21 protein-coding genes are annotated in these 19,807 nt (G+C 68.3%); 12 read left to right on the top strand and 9 right to left on the bottom strand.

Annotated features, from left to right (window positions below; genetic code table 11):
- The first annotated feature begins 6 nt into the window (after positions 1–6).
- The 3 genes from ACVCL3_RS15020 to ACVCL3_RS15030 all read left to right on the top strand — a co-directional run bounded on the left by ACVCL3_RS15020 (position 7) and on the right by ACVCL3_RS15030 (position 2,782).
- Positions 7–771, top strand: coding sequence for a WD40 repeat domain-containing protein (locus tag ACVCL3_RS15020; RefSeq protein WP_447099824.1), 765 nt, complete (start codon positions 7–9; stop codon positions 769–771).
- 153 nt (positions 772–924) lie between these two features.
- Positions 925–1,809 (top strand): glycosyltransferase family 2 protein, encoded by an 885-nt coding sequence (locus tag ACVCL3_RS15025; protein WP_447099825.1) that lies wholly within the window; start codon positions 925–927, stop codon positions 1,807–1,809.
- A 79-nt stretch (positions 1,810–1,888) separates the two neighbouring features.
- On the top strand, positions 1,889–2,782 hold the full coding sequence (locus ACVCL3_RS15030; RefSeq protein ID WP_447099826.1) for a DMT family transporter: 894 nt from the start codon (positions 1,889–1,891) through the stop codon (positions 2,780–2,782).
- Here ACVCL3_RS15030 and ACVCL3_RS15035 read toward each other — a convergent pair.
- On the bottom strand, positions 2,770–3,303 hold the full coding sequence (locus ACVCL3_RS15035) for a DUF2127 domain-containing protein (protein ID WP_447099533.1): 534 nt from the start codon (positions 3,301–3,303) through the stop codon (positions 2,770–2,772). The genes ACVCL3_RS15030 and ACVCL3_RS15035 overlap by 13 nt on opposite strands.
- A 442-nt stretch (positions 3,304–3,745) precedes the next feature.
- On the opposite strand from ACVCL3_RS15035, the gene ACVCL3_RS15040 reads away from it, so the two are divergent.
- Positions 3,746–5,014, top strand: coding sequence for a hypothetical protein (locus ACVCL3_RS15040; RefSeq protein ID WP_447099827.1), 1,269 nt, complete (start codon positions 3,746–3,748; stop codon positions 5,012–5,014).
- 317 nt (positions 5,015–5,331) lie between these two features.
- Positions 5,332–6,129: a class I SAM-dependent methyltransferase gene (locus ACVCL3_RS15045; RefSeq protein ID WP_447099828.1), complete on the top strand. Its 798-nt coding sequence runs from the start codon at positions 5,332–5,334 to the stop codon at positions 6,127–6,129.
- A gap of 27 nt (positions 6,130–6,156) precedes the next feature.
- Here ACVCL3_RS15045 and ACVCL3_RS15050 read toward each other — a convergent pair whose 3' ends face one another.
- Entirely contained in the window at positions 6,157–6,351 is a 195-nt protein-coding gene (locus ACVCL3_RS15050; protein ID WP_447099829.1) for a YbdD/YjiX family protein, read from the bottom strand.
- Between the two features lies 1 nt (position 6,352).
- Positions 6,353–8,413, bottom strand: a complete 2,061-nt coding sequence (locus ACVCL3_RS15055; protein WP_447099830.1) for a carbon starvation CstA family protein — start codon at positions 8,411–8,413, stop codon at positions 6,353–6,355.
- Between the two features lie 182 nt (positions 8,414–8,595).
- Between ACVCL3_RS15055 and ACVCL3_RS15060 the strand changes: the two genes are divergently transcribed.
- The 3 genes from ACVCL3_RS15060 to ACVCL3_RS15070 all read left to right on the top strand — a co-directional run bounded on the left by ACVCL3_RS15060 (position 8,596) and on the right by ACVCL3_RS15070 (position 10,509).
- Complete coding sequence (locus ACVCL3_RS15060; RefSeq protein ID WP_447099831.1) at positions 8,596–9,384, top strand: DUF4197 domain-containing protein; 789 nt, start codon at positions 8,596–8,598, stop codon at positions 9,382–9,384.
- An 81-nt stretch (positions 9,385–9,465) separates the two neighbouring features.
- On the top strand, positions 9,466–10,002 hold the full coding sequence (gene def / locus ACVCL3_RS15065; RefSeq protein WP_395119935.1) for a peptide deformylase: 537 nt from the start codon (positions 9,466–9,468) through the stop codon (positions 10,000–10,002).
- Positions 10,003–10,140: 138 nt separating this feature from the next.
- Complete coding sequence (locus ACVCL3_RS15070; RefSeq protein ID WP_395119934.1) at positions 10,141–10,509, top strand: hypothetical protein; 369 nt, start codon at positions 10,141–10,143, stop codon at positions 10,507–10,509.
- Here the strand turns inward: ACVCL3_RS15070 and ACVCL3_RS15075 are convergent.
- Positions 10,417–11,067, bottom strand: coding sequence for a helix-turn-helix domain-containing protein (locus ACVCL3_RS15075; RefSeq protein WP_447099832.1), 651 nt, complete (start codon positions 11,065–11,067; stop codon positions 10,417–10,419). The two genes, ACVCL3_RS15070 and ACVCL3_RS15075, sit on opposite strands and share 93 nt — an antisense overlap.
- On the opposite strand from ACVCL3_RS15075, the gene ACVCL3_RS15080 reads away from it, so the two are divergent.
- The gene (locus tag ACVCL3_RS15080) at positions 10,997–11,254 is read left to right on the top strand and encodes a hypothetical protein (RefSeq protein ID WP_395119932.1); all 258 of its coding nucleotides are present in this window, start codon (positions 10,997–10,999) and stop codon (positions 11,252–11,254) included. The genes ACVCL3_RS15075 and ACVCL3_RS15080 overlap by 71 nt on opposite strands.
- A 68-nt stretch (positions 11,255–11,322) precedes the next feature.
- Here ACVCL3_RS15080 and pyrF read toward each other — a convergent pair whose 3' ends face one another.
- The 5 genes from pyrF to ACVCL3_RS15105 form a co-directional block, all read right to left on the bottom strand.
- A complete protein-coding gene (gene pyrF / locus ACVCL3_RS15085) occupies positions 11,323–12,135 on the bottom strand; it encodes an orotidine-5'-phosphate decarboxylase (protein WP_447099833.1) in 813 nt (270 codons plus the stop codon).
- Positions 12,136–12,242: 107 nt separating this feature from the next.
- Complete coding sequence (ettA, locus tag ACVCL3_RS15090; RefSeq protein ID WP_447099834.1) at positions 12,243–13,910, bottom strand: energy-dependent translational throttle protein EttA; 1,668 nt, start codon at positions 13,908–13,910, stop codon at positions 12,243–12,245.
- A 100-nt stretch (positions 13,911–14,010) separates the two neighbouring features.
- Positions 14,011–14,628, bottom strand: coding sequence for a TetR family transcriptional regulator (locus tag ACVCL3_RS15095; RefSeq protein ID WP_447098278.1), 618 nt, complete (start codon positions 14,626–14,628; stop codon positions 14,011–14,013).
- A complete protein-coding gene (locus ACVCL3_RS15100; RefSeq protein WP_447099835.1) occupies positions 14,625–15,515 on the bottom strand; it encodes an NmrA family NAD(P)-binding protein in 891 nt (296 codons plus the stop codon). The genes ACVCL3_RS15095 and ACVCL3_RS15100 overlap by 4 nt, the downstream gene beginning before the upstream one ends.
- Positions 15,516–15,546: 31 nt before the next feature.
- Positions 15,547–16,542 (bottom strand): aldo/keto reductase, encoded by a 996-nt coding sequence (locus ACVCL3_RS15105; protein ID WP_447099836.1) that lies wholly within the window; start codon positions 16,540–16,542, stop codon positions 15,547–15,549.
- A 169-nt stretch (positions 16,543–16,711) separates the two neighbouring features.
- Between ACVCL3_RS15105 and glyA the strand changes: the two genes are divergently transcribed.
- The 3 genes from glyA to ribD all read left to right on the top strand — a co-directional run bounded on the left by glyA (position 16,712) and on the right by ribD (position 19,780).
- Entirely contained in the window at positions 16,712–17,965 is a 1,254-nt protein-coding gene (gene glyA / locus ACVCL3_RS15110) for a serine hydroxymethyltransferase (protein WP_447098281.1), read from the top strand.
- A 93-nt stretch (positions 17,966–18,058) separates the two neighbouring features.
- Entirely contained in the window at positions 18,059–18,568 is a 510-nt protein-coding gene (nrdR, locus tag ACVCL3_RS15115; protein WP_395119928.1) for a transcriptional regulator NrdR, read from the top strand.
- 120 nt (positions 18,569–18,688) lie between these two features.
- Positions 18,689–19,780, top strand: coding sequence for a bifunctional diaminohydroxyphosphoribosylaminopyrimidine deaminase/5-amino-6-(5-phosphoribosylamino)uracil reductase RibD (gene ribD, locus ACVCL3_RS15120; RefSeq protein ID WP_447099837.1), 1,092 nt, complete (start codon positions 18,689–18,691; stop codon positions 19,778–19,780).
- Positions 19,781–19,807: the final 27 nt, after the last annotated feature.

Genomic DNA, 19,807 nt, shown 5'->3' on the forward strand with positions numbered 1-19,807 from the left:
TCAGCGATGACTCGGCGTCGCCCCGCGTGGATGTTCGCCGGCCGCACCGCGCTGTGGGTGGTGCTGCTGGCGTTGCTGCCGTGGTGGTTGGGGTTGCCGATCCTGCTGGCGCTCGCCGCGGCGGTCTTGCTGCTGCAGCATCGGCTGGCAACTGCGCATGCCGCGCTGATCCGGAGCGCCTTGCGCTGGGGCCTGCCGGGCTGGTTGTTTGCCCTGCAACGCATCCTGGGTGGCGATGCCTTCGCCTGGGGCGCGGCCCTGCTCGGCGCGCTGGTCGGTTACACCTTGCTGGCCGGGCTGGAAGCCTGGCTTGATCGGGACTTGCGCCGTGCGCCCGCCGGGCCGCCCGCCGCGGAATGGCCCGAACTCGCCCACGCACCGATCGGACCGCCGGCCGAGATCATCGAGCTGTCGCCGCCGCAATGGCATGAAGCGCGTGGCGAGCTGCCCGACCCCCTCGGCGGGGCGGTGCATGGCGAGCCCGGCGGCTGTCGTTTCGACGATGGCACCCGCGTCGAAATGCGGGACGGCGTCACCCGCATCGCCTTCAGTCCCGCCGGTCGCTGGTTTGTCGCCTGCAGCGGCAAGCGCGGCGTACTGCTGTGGGATCGCCAGCGCGATCGACGGCACCGCCTGCGCGGCTGGCAACTGTGCGGTTGGCACCGCGAGCAACCCTGGCTCAGCCGCCGCGAAGGCACCATGCCGCTGGCGCTGGCCGCCGTGCTGGGCCACGACGCCGACGAACCACCAGACCCTCCCCACACCCCGTAGGAGCCCGCTCGCGGGCGATGCTTTCCCTTTTGCTTCTGCGATTCCCCATTCCCCATTCCCGGCCCAAGGGCATCGCCCGCAAGCGGGCTCCTGCGCGCGGGGAACCGGAGGTTCACGTGCTGCGCGTCTCCGCGCATACTTCGCGCGGTGAACATGCCTGCCATTCCTCCGTCCTCGTCCTCGCCGGCGCTCAGCGTGATCGTGGTGGCGGCCGACAGCGGCCCGGATCTGCGCGATTGCGTGCGCCAGGTGCTTGCCTGCCGGCTGCCGCTGGAACTGATCCTGGTCGACAACGCTTCGCACGATGGCGTGCCGCCCGCGATCGCGCGGGCGTACGAGCACGACGAGCGGCTCAAGCTGATCTACAGCCATCGCAACATCGGCTTCGGCCCGGCGGTGAACCTGGGCGCGAAGCAGGCCGGCGGCCGCGCGCTGCTGATCCTCAACCCCGATTGCCTGATCGGCGAGGACGACCTCAGGCGGTTGCTGGCGGTGCAGGCCGCGCATCCGAAGGCCGGCCTGATCGGCGCGGTGGTGTGCGACGCGGAGGGTCGGCCCGACCCTGCTTCGCGGCGGCGCGATCCGCTGTTGCGCCGGTCGCTCAACACACTGCTCGGCCGGCCCGGCGAGACGGTGGAAGTCGGCGGCGAGATTCCCGCCGAGCTGATCGAGTGCGAGGCGGTTTCCGGTGCGCTGATGCTGCTGACTCGCCAGATGTTCGAGCGCCTCGGCGGCTTCGACGAGAAATACTTCCTGCATTGCGAAGATCTGGATCTGTGCCGCCGCGTGCGCGACATCGGCTACCAGGTGCTGCTTGCCGGCGACGTGCGCGTGGCCCATGGCAAGGGCAGCTCCAGCCGCCATCGCCCGGTGTTCGTCAGCCGGCACAAGCACCGCGGCATGTGGCGCTGGTTCCGCCAGCATGATCCGGCTGCGCGCAACCCGTTCGTGTCGGCGGTGGTGTGGCTGGGCATCTGGACGCACTTCGTGCTGCAGGTCCCCGGCCAATGGTGGCGGCTGAAAACGAGAAGCAAGTGAGGAAAGCCAGAGGCAACATCGCCTCGTCGCGCCGCTGTCGTTCTCTCACTCCTCACTCCTCTCCACGCACTCCTCGCCGATGACCCCACGCACCCTGACCATCCTCGCCACTCTCGGCCTGATCGCGATGACGGCGGTGTGGGGCTCGACCTTCGTGCTGATCAAGGACGTGCTCGGGCGCATGCCGGTGGCCGATTTCCTGGCCGTGCGTTTCGTCATGGCGGCGCTGGCGATGGTGCTCCTGTTCGGGCGGCAGGCGTGGCGGCTCGGCGCTTTGCAGACCCGGCGCGGCCTGCTGCTCGGCGTGATCTACGGTGTCGGGCAGCTGGTGCAGACCTGGGGACTGGCGCTGATCTCGCCCAGCGTCAGCGGCTTCGCCACCGGCATGTACGTGGTGTTCACCCCGATCCTTGCACTGCTGGTGCTGCGCCAGCGCGTCGCGGCCAGCGTGTGGCTGGCCATCGCCGTGGCCACCGCGGGCCTGGCCTTGCTCACGCTCGACGGCTTCGAGATCAACCTGGGCGTGTGGCTGACCCTGGCGTCGGCGGCGTGCTACGCGCTGCACATCGTGCTGCTTGGGCAGTGGTCCCGCCGCGGCGAGGCGTTCGGCCTGTCGGCCGTGCAGATGGTGGCGATCGCCGGGGTCTGCTCGCTGGCCACCTTGCCGCACGGTCCGATGTTGCCGCCGGACCCCGGCGCCTGGTTCGTCGTGCTGTACATGGCGCTGATCGCCGGCGCCGGCGCGATGGTGATGCAGACCTGGGCGCAATCGCATCTGCCGGCGGCACGTGCCGCCATCGTGATGACCACCGAGCCGGTGTTCGCCGCCGCCTTCGCCGTACTGCTCGGCGTCGATGCGCTGACCTGGCGCATGCTCGCCGGCGGTGGCCTGGTACTGGCGGCGATGTACCTGGTGGAGCTGCTGCCGCGGCGCGATGAGCCGCCGGCCGAGGCGGTGCATCACGAGGTGTGAGGGCGTTCCCCTGCGGGCGGGGCGACACCCGGCTGCAGCGCGATGCGTACCAGGTAGACGATGATCGCCACGTTGCCGACCAGGGTGGCCAGCTTGATCCAGCCGAAGTGGTACAGCGTCTCGTACAGTTCCAGCGGGATCAGCGAACCGGTGGCGATCACGGTGAACCACTCGGCCCAGTGCTTGCCCAGCCACAGGCCCACGCCCTCGATGCCGAACAGCACCGCGTAGCCGAGCGCCACCAGCCCCACCGCCTCGAACTTGCCGGGGCCGAGCTGGTGCAGCAGTTCCACCAGTTTCCAGCGCAGGCCGTTGCTGTCGGCCAGCGACAGGTGCTCCAGCCAGTGCACCAGTTGCTCGAAGTTCTGCTGCCGATAGAAGTGGAACGCCGCCAGCGCCACCAGCAGCAGGCACGCGGTCTTGATGATCTCGTAGATCGCGATGACGCGCAGGCCGGCGTGGTGCTGGCCGCGTGCGGTCGCCGCGGGGGTGGCTGCGTCGACGGATTCGGAGTTGGGCATGGGCGGGGAAGACATGGGCAGCAGACATTCTCGCCGATCAGGCGTGGTGCCGCCTGTGCGTGATGGCACGAGTTCGCGGAAATGGAGCTGTGTGCGATCTTGACAGCCGACGAGGATCATCCAACCCTGTAGCACTTGCTCACCCCCCCCGATGGGGCGGTCGCTTGCCGAGGTCACGTGGCGCCTCGGGTCGGCCTGTCTTTTTTCCGGTCGAGCTTGGGATGTGTTGCATTGAGCGGGCGGATGTCGGTGCTGGTCGTGATTGGCTACGGTCGTCGCTGGCTGCCGCTTCGGGGGAAGCATGGCGGCGCCGACTCAGCCCGGCACGAACGGACAAGCGCCCGGCAACCCCGGACCGGAGCCGCTCTGACTCGAGCAGTCCATGCGAGTTCCGGAGCATGCTTGCCGGCACCTGTTGGAACGACAAAAGGGAGACAAACGGATGTTCGACCATCTCGCTATCGACGTGGACTACCTGGCCGACTGGAGCACCGGACGCCGACAACAGCACAGCCTGTACATTCCCGGCTCGACGCTGCTGGAGTGGGTGGATGCCGCTGCCCGTGCCGTGCAGGCCGGTGCCAGCGCGCCTCCGGGGAGCGGCTCCCAGGCTGATCCCTACGTCCTTGGCGGGTACGGCAGTTACGCCGGTGCTTGGCAGGCCGCGGCAAGCCGTCGGTCGCAGGACCTGTACTTTTCCATCGCCGGTCGCCTGATCCACAAGATCAAGGACGGACGCAGTGGCGGCTTCGCCGATGGGTGTTACATGTGTGACGTCGGCTATTCGGGCACCGACGCCCGCGCCGGCACCATCTGGAATCGGGCCGACGGTGCGAGCTATCGCGAGTTCGGCAAGTTCATGCACGAAGGCAATACGGTCTCCGGCATGGAAGGCGTCGTCTGGTCGCAGCGTATCGCGGCGTCCTTGCGCGGCGTGCTCAAGGGAACCGCCCCCAGAACCGGCGGCGGACTCCAGGCGAAGGGTACGCGCTGGACAGTCGACATGAACCCCGACGAGTCGAAACGCAAGGTTCCGCAGAAGGCCTCGGCCCCGCAGACGGCTGGTGCGGCTGACACCATCTCGGCCTTGCCGCTGCTGTCTGCCGTCATGTTCATAGCCGAGCCGATGCGCAATGCCCGTGCCTGGATGATGGGACTGATGATGCTCGACCTGATGGGGACGGAGTACCAGGCACCGACTCCAACGGCACATGGCAAGCACTTCACTTTCCAGCGTGCGTTCGTCCATCCGTCCCGTCTGGGCGACCCTGCCTGGAGTGGGGAGACCAACACGGCCAACGACACTGCACCCGCAGCCTGGGTCAACCGGCAAGCCGGGCGCGACCAACGAACTGCGAGGAGCATGGCGCGCCCGGGGAGCGCCGCGGTCGAGGGGCTGTATCCGCCGTCGCCGAAATGGTCGGGGCGATCATCGGCGCGTATTGACGTCGCCAATGACTATATCCAGGCCAAGGAAACGGCGATCGTGTGCCGCTGGCTTGAGCAGGAGTTCAACGCGTATGTCGGAAGCGTCGTGGTGGCGAAAGCGCTGGCCGGCGGGCCCGGCACCCGTAGAAACGCCATGACCGCCTCCTTCGGCAGCGAGAGTGCCATGCGCGGGTTTGCGGATGACCTGGAGCGGGTCATCAAGACGGAGTTGATCCAGCGCAGGGCGGCGTCGTTCGATACGCCCGGAGTTCTGTTCCGCTGACGCGAGTCGGAATAGGTGCCGGGTCTGCCGGGGTTTCCGATACAAGGGACCCGACTGGGTTCTTCCTCCAGCAACAGCGCCCGCCGTCGCCCTTGCAGCGCGCTTTCTTGCGCTCGCAGAAGAACTTGCCGTGGCCAGGCGGAGATCGGGTGGCAGCGGGGGGGATCGGCCGGAATTGTCGCCGGTCCGGCGCGTGCCGGCGGCATGCCTCGCACGCTTCGCAGTGCCACACTGCGCGGACCGGGTGGCGCACCGGGTTCGTTCGTGGAGGATGCGCGCGTGCCCCACTCTTCGTTTACCCGTTCCGGAGGCCAGCCATGCCCCATCCCGTCGAGCATTCCACCGCCGTGGACGAGCCCGCGCCGCATGGCCCGTCGGCGGTCGGCCTGCGCGACGCGAAACTCGGCGGCTGGTATCGCGAGGACAGCGGCGAGCTGTTCCGCGGCGTGCCGATCGGCGCCGGTGACGTGGTGGTGGACGTTGGCTGCGGCGCCGGGGTCAACAGCGTGTTCTGCGCGCGCCACGGTGCCCGCGTCTACGCCATCGACCGCGAGCCGCAGGTGATCCGCGAGGTGCGCGCCCGGCTGAGCGTCGAGGGCTGCGGCACGCAGACCGCGCTGGTCAGCGACGCGAACCCGCTGCCGCTGGACGACGGCATCGCCACGCGGGTGATCTGCACCGAGGTGCTGCAGCACGTCGACGACCCGCGTCAGGTGCTGGCCGAGCTGTTCCGTGTCGGCGCATCGGGCGCCATCTACCTGCTCAGCGTGCCCGGCGCGCTGCAGGAGACGCTGCAGGAAAAGGTGTTGCCGCCGGAGTACCGCGAGCTGCCCGGTGGCGCACTGCGGGTGATCGGACGCGACGAGTTCGCGCAATGGATCGGCGAGGCTGGCCTGGTGGTGGTGGAGCACACCCAGCACGGCTTTTTCTGGTCGATCTGGTGGGCGCTGTTCTGGGGTTGCCGGGTGGAGCTGCATGACCCCGCGCATCCGGTACTCGATCACTGGACCGCGGCCTGGCAGGCGCTGCTGGACATGCCGCAGGGCGCGCAGCTCAAGCAGCAGCTGGACGAGTTCATGCCGATCAGCCAGATCGTCGTGGCGCGCAAACCCTGAAGCCGGCACGCCGTGCCGCGCGGACGCTCAGCAACAGCGCCCGCCGCCACCCTTGTAGCGCGCTTCCTGGCGCTCGCGGAAGAACTCGCTGTAGCTCGGCACCTTGCGCTCGGGATGGTGCTCGCGCAGGTGCTTCACGTAGCCGTCGTAGTCGGGGATGCCGCAGCACAGGCGGGCGGTTTGCACCGCCCACTTGCGCACGGACCGGAACGTCGCGTTCATCTCAGCCGGCCACGCTGCTCAGCGCCACGTAGGGTTCCTCGTGCGCGGTCGGGTGGTTGGTGCGCCAGGCCTTGACCAGCGAGCGCAGGGAGAACAGCACCATCACCACGACCAGCGCCATGAACAGGCCGGTGAGCACCATGTCGACGTAGTTGTTGGTGACGATCTGCTGCATGGCGGCGGTGGTCTTGGCCGGCGCCAGCAACTGGCCCTGCTGCATGGCGTCGGCGTACTTGTTGGCCGCCGCGGTGAAGCTTATCGGGCCGACCAGTTTCTGGTAGCCGGCGGTGAGCGTGCAGACGATCAGCCACAGCGCGGGGATGCCGGGCACCCACACGTAGCGCTCGCGCTTGAGTTTCACCACCACCACGGTGGCCAGCATCAGCGCGATCGCGGCGAGCATCTGGTTGGCGATGCCGAACAGCGGCCACAAGGTGTTGATGCCGCCCAGCGGGTCGACCGCACCCTGGTACAGGAAGTAGCCCCAGATGAGCACGCAGATCGCGGTGGCCAGCAGGTTGCCGGCCCATGAATCGGTTTCCTGCAGCGGCTTGTGGATCAGGCCGGCGATCTCCTGGATCATGAAGCGGCCCACGCGCGTGCCGGCGTCCACCGTGGTGAGGATGAACAGCGCCTCGAACAGGATCGCGTAGTGGTACCAGAACGCCATCAGGCCGCCGGAGGGCATGATGTTGTGCAGCAGCTGCGCCATGCCCACCGCCAGCGTGGGGGCGCCGCCGGCGCGGCTGAGGATGCTGTTTTCGCCGATGTCTTTCGCGGTCTGCAGCAACTGCTCCGGCGTCACCACGAAGCCCCACTGGCTGATCGTGGTGGCCGCGTCCTGCACCGTGCTGCCGATGATCGCGCTCGGCGAGTTCATCGCGAAGTACACGCCCGGGTGCAGGTAGGTGGCGGCGATCAGCGCCATGATCGCCACGAACGCCTCCATCAGCATGCCGCCGTAGCCGACCATGCGCGCCTGGCCCTCGTTGGCGAGCAGCTTGGGCGTGGTGCCCGAGGCGATGATCGAGTGCCAGCCCGACACCGCGCCGCAGGCGATGGTGATGAACAGGAACGGGAACAGGTCGCCGGCGAACACCGGGCCGGTGCCGTCGATGAAACGCGTCACCGCCGGCATCTGCAGGTCCGGTGCGGTGATCAGGATGGCCAGCGCCAGCAGCGCGATGGTGCCGATCTTGAGGAAGGTGGAAAGGTAATCGCGCGGCGCCAGCAGCAGCCACACCGGCAGCACCGAGGCGACGAAGCCGTAGCCGATCAGCCACCAGGCCAGCGCCTTGGCATCCATGTCGAACAGCGGCGCCAGCGTGGCCGAGTCCGCCACGAACTTGCCGGCCCAGATCGAGAGCAGCAGCAGGATCAGGCCGATGATCGACACTTCGAGAATGCGTCCCGGCCGGAACCAGCGCATGTAGCCGCCCATCAGGAAGGCGATCGGGATGGTGCAGGCCACGGTGAAGGTGCCCCACGGGCTGTGCGTGAGCGCCTTGACCACCACCAGCGCCAGCACCGCCAGCACGATCATCATCAGCACCAGCACGCCGATCATCGCCACCAGGCCGGGCAACGGGCCGAGTTCCTCGCGCAGCATGTGGCCGAGCGAGCGGGCGTCGCGGCGCAGCGAGAGGCCGAGGATCATGAAGTCCTGCACCGCGCCGGCGAACACCACGCCGAACAGGATCCACAAGGTGCCGGGCAGATAGCCCATCTGCGCGGCCAGCACCGGGCCGACCAGCGGGCCGGCGCCGGCGATCGCGGCGAAGTGATGGCCGAACACCACCCACTTGTCGGTGGGCACGTAGTCGAGCCCGTCATTGCGCAGTACCGAGGGTGGCGCGCGCGTCGGGTCCAGCCGCAGCACCGAGTGCTCGACGAACTTGCCGTAGAAGCGAAAGCCGATCGAGAACACCGCGATGGCCGCGGCCACCAGCCAGATCGCGTTGACCGGTTCGCCGCGCCTGAGCGCCACCACGCCGAGGCAGGTTGCACCGATGATGGCGACGGCGGCCCATACCAGCTTGCTGGCGACACCGGATCTGCGCACGGCGACTTGCATGGCGGTTCTCCTCGGCAATGCCGCAAGAATCGTCCTGCCGGCGGCGGGGGTCAATCCCGGAAGCCGCGCGCCGGCATTAGCCATTGGTCGAATGGCAGGCGCGCCCGGCTTCGTTGCGGGAGGCATGGCGGCGCTACACTGGCCGCCCTGTCGATTGCGAGGAGTTCGTCATGCGCGTCCTGGCACATTGCAGTTTCCTGGCCGTATTCCTCCTCGCCGCGGGCACCCCCGCAGCCAACGCCAGCCAGTTCAAGGACCTGTTGAACAAGGCCAGGCAATCCACCCACGCCACGCCGGCGAAGGGCAGCAACCTGCCGAGCAGCGACATCGCCGCCGGCCTCAAGGAGGCGCTGGCCAAGGGCACCACCAGCGCGATCAACAACCTCGGCCGCGACGGCGGTTTCTGGAACAAGCCCAAGGTGCGCATCCCGCTCCCGGGCAAGCTGGAGCAGGCCGGCAAGCTGGCGCGCCAGCTCGGCCAGGGCGCCAAGGTGGACGCGTTCGAGCTGAGCATGAACCGCGCGGCGGAAAAGGCGGTGCCGCAGGTGGCCGAGATTTTCGGCGACGCCATCCGCAAGATGACGCTCGACGACGCGCGCGGCATCCTCACTGGCGGCGACCACGCAGCCACCGACTACTTCCGCCGCGTCGCCGGCGAGGCGCTGACGGCGCGCATCCATCCGATCGTCGCCAAGGCCACCGACAGCGTCGGCGTCACCCAGAAATACAAGGCGTTCATGTCCGGCAGCAGCAGCGGTGCGCTGGGCGGCCTGCTGGGTGCGCTCGACCATGACAAGTCGGCGCACGGCGGCACGGCGCTGGACCTGGACCTGGACGATTATGTCACCGCGAAGACCCTCGACGGCCTGTTCACCGAGATCGGCGCGCAGGAGCAATCCATCCGGACCAACCCCGGCGCGCGCACCACTGATCTGCTGAAGAAAGTGTTCGGCCGCTGACGGCAGCCGCGACCGCGGCAACACATGCCGCGTTCACGTGGACGCGGGCAGGATGGGCGGCATGGCGAAGGCGAGGCAGGCATGATCCACGAGATCCTCAAGATGGGTGACCCCCGGCTGCTGCGCATCGCGCCGCCGGTGCCCCCGGCGATGCTCGGCAGCGCGGAGCTCGACATGCTGATCAAGGACATGTTCGAGACCATGCGCGCTGCCGACGGCGTGGGCCTGGCCGCGCCGCAGATCGGCGTGGACCTGCAGCTGGTGATCTTCGGCTTCGAGCATTCCGAGCGCTATCCCGACGCCCCCGAGGTGCCGCAGACGATCCTGCTCAATCCGGTGATCACCCCGTTGTCGCAGGACATGGAGGTGGGCTGGGAGGGCTGCCTGTCCGTGCCCGGACTGAACGGCGCGGTGAGCCGTTTTTCGCTGATCCGCTACCAGGGCCTCGACCCGCGCGGCCAGCGCATCGAACGCACCGCCGAGGGTTTCCACGCGCGCGTGGTGCAGCACGAATGCGACCACCTGATCGGTCGCCTCTACCCCTCGCGCATCACCGATTTCAGCAAGTTCGGCTACACCGACGTGCTGTTTCCGGGTCAGCCGCCAGCAGATGCCTGAACGCGCCGCTCAAGTGGCGGGCGGGCCTGCCGTTACCGAGGCCATGAGCCCACGCTTTGGCCATCTGCATGGCGGAACCGACCGGCCGGGAAGCCTCGCCTTCCCGGTGGCTGCCCACGCGTGCGAGGAGCTATGCTCATGAACCATCACGCCAAGCCCCCATCGGGCAACAACGTCGATTGGAGCCACCCGGAGCTGCAATCGCTGCTGGGCAAGACCGAAGGCTGGAGCCTCGACAACCGCGGTGTGTTCTCGCCGGTACCGTGCGAGCTGCACATCGGCTGGGGCGCGGGCGCGGTGCGCGGCGCCACCCTGGTGTTCGAGCGCGAGGGCGTGATGGTGATCGAGGCGAACTTCCTCATCCAGGCCGGCGAGAAGCTGCGCATCGACCGCATCGTGCTGGGTTCGCTGCGCTCAAACTGGGGCACCGTGGTGGAAGGTCGCGAAGGTCACCGTGCGGAGGATCGTGCCAACGGCACCCGCGTGTACTGGGTGCACGTGCGCTGAAACGTGCGGGGGCGGTGCCTGCGACCGATCAGCCGCGGCGAGTCTGCACGAAGCGCGATCGACAAGCCGTCGGACTGATCGCCAGCCTGCGCCGGAAATGATGGCGCAAGTGATCGCGCTGCCGAGGCCGCAATGCAAGGCAATCGCGCCGATGGAGAGCGTCGAGCTTTCCAGCAATTCGCGCGCACGATCCACCCGCGCACCGATCAGCCAATGCGCCGGACTCGTGCCGGTGGCCTGCTTGAAGTGGCGCATGAAGCTGCGTTCGCTCATCGCAGCCAGTGCGGCCAGCTCGGCAATCGGTTGCGGGAGCGCCCATGGCACATGCGCCGGTCCGACCGGCGCGCGCCCACGCCGCGCCGGATATGGCAGCGCCTGTCGACGCCGGTTCCCTTCGGTTCGGTTCGCTGGCGGGGCGGCCAACAATCCCTGAATGCCCGGCGGCGTAAAGTGTCCGGAAGACGGCTGTCCGTCCGGGAGAGCTTCGGTGAAGAAAGAAGACGACACACACCTGCAGATCGTGTCTGCGGACATCAGTTCGGAGCCGCTGACCGGCATGGTGATTTTCCGGCCGCATTGTGTGTCGCGCGCGGGACGCAACGTGGGCGAGGCCAGCACCGGCGGCAGCTGGTACGCCCTGCGTCCGGCCGAGGTGCGCAGCTTTGCGCGGGCGTTGCTGGATGCGGCCGATACGCTCGACCTGAAGGCGAAGGCGCTGCAGGCGGCGAAGATGGCGACCGGCTGACCGGCGTCCCGGCGTTTTTCTTCGCTGGTTGCCGGTCGCTTCGCATCCTGATGCGAGAGTGACGCCGCTCAGCGGCAGCGGTTGATCGCCCCGCGCAGCTCGCTGGCGGCGGCGCGCGCGGCGGCGGCGAAGTCCTCGCCGGAGCCGGCGTAGATGATGCCGCGCGAGGAGTTGATCATCAGGCCGAGGCCCTCGCGGGTGCGGCCCGCGTGCATCACCGCCTCGATGTCGCCGCCCTGCGCGCCGATACCCGGCACCAGCAATGGCATGTTGCCGATCAGTGCACGTACCTGGCGGATTTCCTCGGGCCAGGTGGCACCGGTCACCAGCGCGCAGTTGCCGTGCGCATTCCAGTCGCGGGCGATGGTTTCGGCTACGCGCAGGTAGAGCGGTTGCCCGCCGCAATCCAGTGCCTGGAAATCCGCACCGCCGGGGTTGGAGGTGCGGCAGAGCAGGATCACGCCCTTGTCGGCACGATCGAGGAACGGCTGGATCGAATCGCGGCCCAGATAGGGGTTCAAGGTCACCGCGTCGGCGCGATAGCGCTCGAATGCTTCGGTGGCGTAGTGCTGCGCGGTGGAACCGATGTCGCCGCGCTTGGCGTCGAGGATCACCGGCACGCCGGGATGCTGCGCATGAATGTGCGCGATCAGCCGCTCCAGCGTTTCCTCCGCACGCAGCGCGGCGAAATGCGCGATCTGCGGCTTGAACGCGCAGACCAGGTCGGCGGTGGCGTCGACGATGGCGCGGCAGAAATCGAACACCGCGTCGGGCGTGTCACGCAGATGCGCGGGGAATTTCGTCGGTTCCGGATCGAGGCCGACGCAAACCAGCGAGTCGTTGCGGGTCCAGGCTTGCTGCAGTGACTGCATGAAGTGCATCGGGATCTCCGTTCGAGAAACGGGTGAAGAAGAGTGAGAAACGAGAGAAGGCGGGTTCGTCGACGCTTTATCTCTCTTTTCTCACTCCTCTCCACTCACTCCTGCTCTCAGGCCAGCTTCTTGTACTTCACCCGGTGCGGCCGCGCACCTTCGTCGCCGAGGCGGCGCTTCTTGTCGGCTTCGTACTCGTTGTAGTTGCCGGGGAAGAACTCCACGTGCGAGTCGCCCTCGAACGCGATGATGTGGGTGGCGATGCGGTCGAGGAACCAGCGGTCATGCGAGATCACGATCGCCGAGCCGGGGAATTCGAGCAGGGCATCTTCCAGCGCGCGCAGGGTTTCCACGTCCAGGTCGTTGGACGGCTCGTCGAGCAGCAGCACGTTGCCGCCCTGCAGCAGGGTCTTGGCCATGTGCAGGCGACCGCGCTCGCCGCCGGACAGGCTTCCGACGATCTTCTGCTGGTCGGTGCCCTTGAAGTTGAAGCGGCCGATGTAGGCGCGCGACTGGATCTCGAAGTTGCCGATGGTGAGGATGTCCGAGCCGCCGGACACCTCCTGCCACACGTTGTTCTTCGGGTCGAGCGCGTCGCGCGACTGGTCGACGTAGGCGAGCTTGGTGGTGTGGCCCAGCTTCACCTCGCCCGAGTCCGGCGTCTCCTTGCCCATGATCATCTTCATCATGGTGGACTTGCCGGCGCCGTTCGGGCCGATCACGCCGATGATCGCGCCCGGCGGCACCTTGAACGACAGGTCCTCGATCAGCACGCGGTCGCCGAACGACTTGGTGACGTTCTTGAACTCGATCACCTCCTGGCCCAGCCGCTCGCCCGGCGGGATGAAGATCTCGTTCGTCTCGTTGCGGCGCTGGTAGTCGACCGAGTTCAGCTCCTCGAAGCGGGCCAGGCGGGCCTTGCCCTTGGACTGGCGGCCCTTGGCGGCCGAACGCACCCACTCCAGCTCCTTCGCGATCGCCTTCTGGCGCGACTTCTCCTGGTTCGCTTCCTGCTTCAGGCGGGCGTCCTTCTGCTCCAGCCATTCGGTGTAGTTGCCCTTCCACGGAATGCCGCGGCCGCGGTCGAGTTCGAGGATCCACTCGGCGGCGTTGTCGAGGAAGTAGCGGTCATGGGTGACTGCCACCACGGTGCCGGGATAGTCGTGCAGGAATTTTTCCAGCCAGTCCACCGATTCGGCGTCCAGGTGGTTGGTCGGCTCGTCCAGCAGCAGCATGTCCGGCTTGGACAGCAGCAGGCGGCACAGCGCCACGCGGCGTTTCTCGCCGCCGGAGAGCGGGCCGATCTTCGCATCCCACGGCGGCAGCCGCAGCGCGTCGGCGGCCACCTCGAGCTGGCGCTCCAGCGCGTGGGCGTCGTTGGCGGCCAGCAGGTTTTCCAGCTTCTCCTGCTCCTTGGCCAGCGCGTCGAAATCGGCACCGTCTTCGGCATAGGCGGCGTAGACCTCTTCGAGCCGCTTCTGCGCATCGAGGATTTCGGCCACGCCTTCCTCGACCACTTCGCGCACGGTCTTGTCCGGGTTCAGATCCGGCTCCTGCGCCAGATAGCCGACCTTGGTGCCGGGCTGCGCGCGCGCCTCGCCCTGGAAGTCGGTGTCCACGCCGGCCATGATGCGCAGCACGGTGGACTTGCCCGCGCCGTTGACGCCGAGCAGGCCGATCTTCGCGCCGGGGAAGAAGCTGAGCGAAATGTCCTTGATGATCTGGCGCTTCGGCGGGACGATCTTGCTGACCCCGTTCATGGTGTAGATGTACTGCGAGCTCATGCAACCTCCGAAGGCGTGCGCCCCGCCGCCGGGAGCACCGGCACGGGGAGGGAATTCGACAAACCACGCATTATAGCGGCTTGCGCCGGCGTTACGCCGTTCAGCGCGCCGGTTTGCGCCGCCGTGGCGCAGCGGGCGCCGGGGCCAGGCCGGCCAGCAACAGGTCGAGCAGCTGCGTGAACGCGGCATCCTCGCCGGGCTGGTCCCACAGGTGCGAGAGGCCCGGGTAGTGGAAGCGCGCGGTGGCGTCGAACAGTGCCCGTGCGGCAGCGGGTGGATCGAGCGGGCGGAAATCGCCGCTGGCCACGCCGGCGGCAAGGATCGAGGCGATCTGCTGCTGCATGCGCGCCTTGTGCTCGGCGATGGCGTCGCCCGCCTCCGCCGCCAGCGCGCTGTAGGTGGCGAACAGCTCGGGGTCGCCCAGCACGTTGTCGCGCTTGGTCTGGCGCAGCGCGGTGAACCACTGGCGCAGGCGTGCCGGCGGTGGCGTGCGGCTGTTGGCGATCGCCTGCAGCGGCGCCATCGACCGTGCCAGCCAGCCCTGCAGGACCGCCTCGCGCAGCGCCGCCTTGCTGGCGAAATGCCGGTACACGCTGCCATGGCTGACCCCGAGCGCCTGCGCCACGTCGACCACGGTCGCCTTGCCGGGGCCATAGCGTCGCAGCACGTCTTCGGCAGCGGCGAGGATGCGTTCGGGCGTGAGTACGGAGTCGTTCATGCCGCCGATTCAAGCACATCGAGCGTGGCACAGACGAGTTCGTCCGCCACGTAACCCAGCGGGATGCGGCCGCAGACGTGTTCCGTCGCGCGCTTCTCGAACGCGATCCAGCCGCTGTTGAAGCCGTCCAGCATGGCGACGTGCCCGGCGATGCGGTCCGCCGGCATGCCTTCGTCAGCGAAGCGCGTTGCCCATTGGTCGCGCGGTATCGCGGTCGTCTCGATGTCGTGCTCCAGCACCGCGGCGAACGACTGCGCCATGTCGAGCGGGCTGTAGCGCCGCGGCCCTTCGACCTCGATCAACCGGCGACCGAACCAGGTTTCCTCCAGCGTGCTGGCGACGGTGCGGCCGACGTCGTCGGTGGAGACCATCGGTATCGCCCGATCGAGCGGCGACAGGAAACTTTCCAGACGGCCTTCGAGTTGCGCAGGCACCACGTGCCGGCTCAGGTTCTCCATGAACCAGGCGGCGCGCACGTGGGAGCGGGGCAGGGGCAGCGCGTCCAGCGCTTGCTCCAGCAGGTGCAGGGGAGTGAGCAAGCCCAGGTCGCGCGCGTGCTGTGCGCCGATGGAGGACAGCGCCACCACTTTCGCTGGCGTGGCTTTGCGCAGGGCGCTGGCCAGTGCGGCGATCATGGCGCGCGATTCGGCGAAGTCGGAACCGGGCGCGAGACTGGCCGGCAACGCGACGAACACGCCCTCGGTTCCGGCAAATGCCGCGGCCAGTGCCTCCGCTCCCTCGGCGACCGCGAGGTCGACGCCGCGCACGGCTCGGGCCGCGGCCTTGTCCTTGCCGCGCACGATGCCGCGCACGCGCTGGCCGCGCTCCAGCAGGTATTTCGCGGCCGCGCTGCCGACCTGGCCGGTGATGTCCATGATGGCGTACATGTCGGATCTCCTCGTCGAGCGGAAAGGTGGTTCAGCGTTCGCTGTCGAGCATCGCCATCTGGGTGGCGGCGTAGCGCTCGCCCGCGGCGGCATCCGATGGCACGGCGCGCTCGATCGCGGCGAGGTCGTCCGCGCCCAGCGTGACGGTCAGCGCCCCCAGCGCCTCGGCCAGCCGCTCGCGGGTGCGCGAGCCGATGAGCGGCACGATGTCGTCGCCACGCGCCAGCACCCAGGCGATCGCCAGTTGCGCCACGCTGCAGCCGCGTGCCTCGGCCAAGCCGCGCAGCAGGTCGACCAGCTGCAGGTTGTGTTCGAGGTTGTCGCCCTGGAAGCGCGGGCTGTGCTGGCGGAAGTCGCGCGCGTCGGTGCCGCGATCCTTCGCCCAGTGGCCGCTGATCAGGCCGCGCGACAACACGCCGTAGGCGGTGACGGCGATGCCCAGCTCGCGGCACGCCGGCAGGATCGCCTGCTCGATGCCGCGGGAGATCAGCGAGTACTCGATCTGCAGGTCGGCCACCGGCAGCACGGCATGTGCACGGCGGATGGTTTCCACGCCAACTTCGGACAGGCCGAGATGGCGCACGTAGCCGGCCTGCACCAGCTCGGCGATGGCGCCCGCGGTGTCCTCGATCGGCACGTTCGGATCGAGCCGCGCGGGGCGATAGACGTCGATGCAGTCAGTGCGCAGGCGCCTGAGCGAATACGCCAGCGCCGTCTTCACTGCCGCCGGGCGCGCGTCGTAGCCGAGCCACGCGCCGTCCGGCCCGCGCTGGGCGCCGAACTTCACGCTGAGCTGGTAGCTGTCGCGCGGGCGGCCGGCCAGCGCCTCGCCAAGCAGCAGCTCGTTGTGGCCCATGCCGTAGAAATCGCCGGTGTCGAGCAGGGTGACGCCGGCGTCCAGCGCGGCATGCACGGTGGCGATGCTTTCGCTGCGATCAGTGTCGCCGTAGAAGTCCGACATGCCCATGCAGCCGAGGCCGGGGGCGGAAACCTGCGGGCCGCTGCGGCCCAGGGTGCGGTGTTTCATGGGGTGTGCCGGTTCGGGGGAGTGGGAATAGTAGATATTTGAATGACAGATTTCAATATCTGTCATTCAAATATTCATCCTGCGCCGGGTCGGCGGCGTGTCGGTGGCCGGAAATGCCGGCCGGGGCTACAATTTCCGACTTGCCCACCCGCCATTTCACGAGGCCAGAATGTTCCCCAAGGACTGCACGATTGCCGGTTACGACGACGAACTGGCCCAGGCCATCGCCCACGAGGGCCAGCGCCAGGAAGATCACGTCGAGCTGATCGCCTCGGAAAACTACGCCAGCCCGCGGGTGATGGAAGCGCAGGGCTCCAAGCTCACCAACAAGTATGCCGAGGGCTATCCCGGCAAGCGCTACTACGGCGGCTGCGAGTACGTGGACGTGGCCGAGAAGCTGGCGATCGAGCGGCTCAAGCAGCTCTTCGACTGCGACTACGCCAACGTGCAGCCGCACTCCGGTTCGCAGGCGAACCAGGCGGTGTACCTGGCGCTGCTGCAGCCGGGCGACACCATCCTGGGCATGTCGCTCGCGCATGGCGGCCATCTCACCCACGGCGCCAAGGTCAACATCTCCGGCAAGCTGTTCAACGCGGTGCAGTATGGCGTCGACGAGAACGGCCTGATCGACTACGACGAGTTGCAGCGCCTGGCCACCGAACACCGGCCGAAGATGCTGGTCGGCGGCTTCAGCGCCTACTCGCAGGTGGTCGACTGGGCGCGCATGCGCCGGATCGCCGATTCGGTCGGCGCGCTGTTCTTCGTCGACATGGCCCACGTCGCCGGCCTGGTCGCCGCCGGCGTCTATCCGAGCCCGCTGCCGCACGCGCACGTGGTCACCTCGACCACCCACAAGACCCTGCGCGGCCCGCGCGGCGGCATCATCGTGAGCAGGGGCGCGGGCGAGGAGATCGAGAAGAAGCTGCAGTCGATCGTGTTCCCCGGCATCCAGGGCGGCCCGCTGATGCACGTGATCGCGGCCAAGGCGGTGGCGTTCAAGGAAGCGCTGGAACCGGCGTTCAAGGAGTACCAGACGCAGGTGGTGAAGAACGCCAAGGCAATGGCGAAGACCTTCATCGAACGCGGCTACAAGATCGTCTCCGGCGGCACCGAGAACCACCTGATGCTGGTCGACATGATCGGCAAGCCGATCACCGGCAAGGACGCCGAGGCCGCGCTGGGCAAGGCGCACATCACGGTCAACAAGAACGCCGTGCCGAACGACCCGCAAAAGCCCTTCGTCACCTCCGGCCTGCGCGTAGGCACCCCCGCCGCCACCACCCGCGGTTACAAGGAAGCCGACTGCGTGGCCCTGGCCGGCTGGATCTGCGACGTGCTCGACGCCCCGAACGACGCCGCCGTGATCGCCCGCGTGCGCGACGCGGTGACGGCGCAGTGCCGCAAATTCCCGGTCTACGGCTGAGCGAGAAGTGGGTGAAGAGGAGTGAGAGGTGAGAGAAAGTCGGCGTTGATGCTGTTCTCTCGTTACTCACTTCTCTACCCTCATTCCTGACCCATGCATTGCCCCTTCTGCCAGCACGAAGACACGCGCGTGATCGACTCGCGCCTGACCGAGGACGGTTCGACCGTGCGGCGGCGGCGCGAGTGTCCGCAGTGCGGCGAGCGCTTCAACACGTTCGAGACGGCCGAGCTGAAGTTGCCGGCGATCGTGAAGAGCGGCGAGCGGCGCGAGACCTTCGACGAGCGCAAGTTGCGGGTGAGTTTCGAGCGGGCGTTGCAGAAGCGGCCGGTGGCCAGTGATGCGGTGGACGCGGCGGTGCGGGCGATCGTCAACGACCTGCGTCGCAGCGGCGAACGCGAGGTGCCTTCGCGCCAGGTCGGCGAGCTGGTGATGCGCGAGCTGAAGAACCTCGACCAGGTCGCCTACGTGCGTTTCGCCTCGGTCTACCGCAAGTTCGAGGACGTGCACGCGTTCCGCGAGGAGATCGAGAAGCTGGAACGCGACCTGCCGGGCCTGTCCGATCTGCAGCTTCCCCTGCTCGGTGGCGGTACGCGCAAACCGTAGGAGCCCGCTGGCGGGCGATGCTCCCGTTTCTCCGATTCCCCAATTCACCGTCCCGAGCTTGTCGAAAGGCCGATTCCCGGCCAAGAGCATCGCCCGCCAGCGGGCCCGTACAATCGACGCATGGCATTTTCAGGCACTGACCACCTCCACATGGCGCACGCGCTGCGCCTGGCCGAGCGCGGCCTGTACACCACCCAGCCGAATCCGCGCGTGGGCTGCGTGATCGCGCATGGCGACGAGGTGATCGGTACCGGCTTTCATCAGCGCGCCGGCGAGCCGCACGCGGAGGTACATGCGTTGCGCGAGGCGGGCGCGCGGGCGCGGGGCGCCACCGCCTACGTGACCCTGGAGCCGTGCGCACACCATGGACGTACGCCGCCATGCGCCGATGCGCTGGTGGCCGCCGGTGTGGCGCGGGTGGTGATTGCCGCGGAAGATCCGTTTCCGCAGGTGGCCGGTCGCGGCATCGACAAGTTGCGCGCCGCCGGCGTTGCGGTCGAAACCGGCCTGCTGCGCGGGCCGGCGCGCGAGTTGAACTGCGGCTTCCTCGGCCGTCTCGAACGCGGCCGCCCGTTCGTGCGGGTGAAGCTGGCGATGAGCCTGGACGGGCGCACCGCACTGGCCAGTGGCGAGTCGAAGTGGATCACCGGCGATGCGGCGCGCCTGGACGTGCAGCGCTGGCGCGCGCGCAGCTCGGCAATCCTCACCGGCAGCGGCACGGTGCTGGCGGACGATCCGTGGCTCACCGTCCGGTTGCCGCAGGACGAGGAATTCATGCCGCCGCTGCGCGTGCTGCTGGATCGGCAACTGCGCACACCCGCCGGCAGCCATGTGCTGGACGGCGCGGCGCCGACGCTGGTCCTGCATGGCGCTGCGGCAACGTGCGCAGACGATCGCTTTGCCCGGGCGGAACGCCTTGCGGTGGCGACACGAGACCACGGACTCGACCTGCCCGCCGTGCTCGCCCTGCTGGCCGGACGCGGCTGCAACGAGGTGCACGTCGAAGCCGGCCCGACCCTGTGCGGTGCGCTGTTCGCGGCCGGCCTGGTCGACGAACTGCTGCTCTATGTCGCGCCCTTGCTGCTGGGCGACAGCGCGCGGTCGCTGCTGCAGTTGCCGCCGCTGGCCGACATGGCCTCGCGCTGGCAGTTGCAGGTGGTCGACCAGCGCATGCTCGGCGCGGATATCCGCTTGCGCCTGCGCCCGCGCTGATCTCGCCGTGCCCGGCCCGGCGTCGTT

Source organism: Rhodanobacter sp. UC4437_H4 (assembly GCF_052978425.1).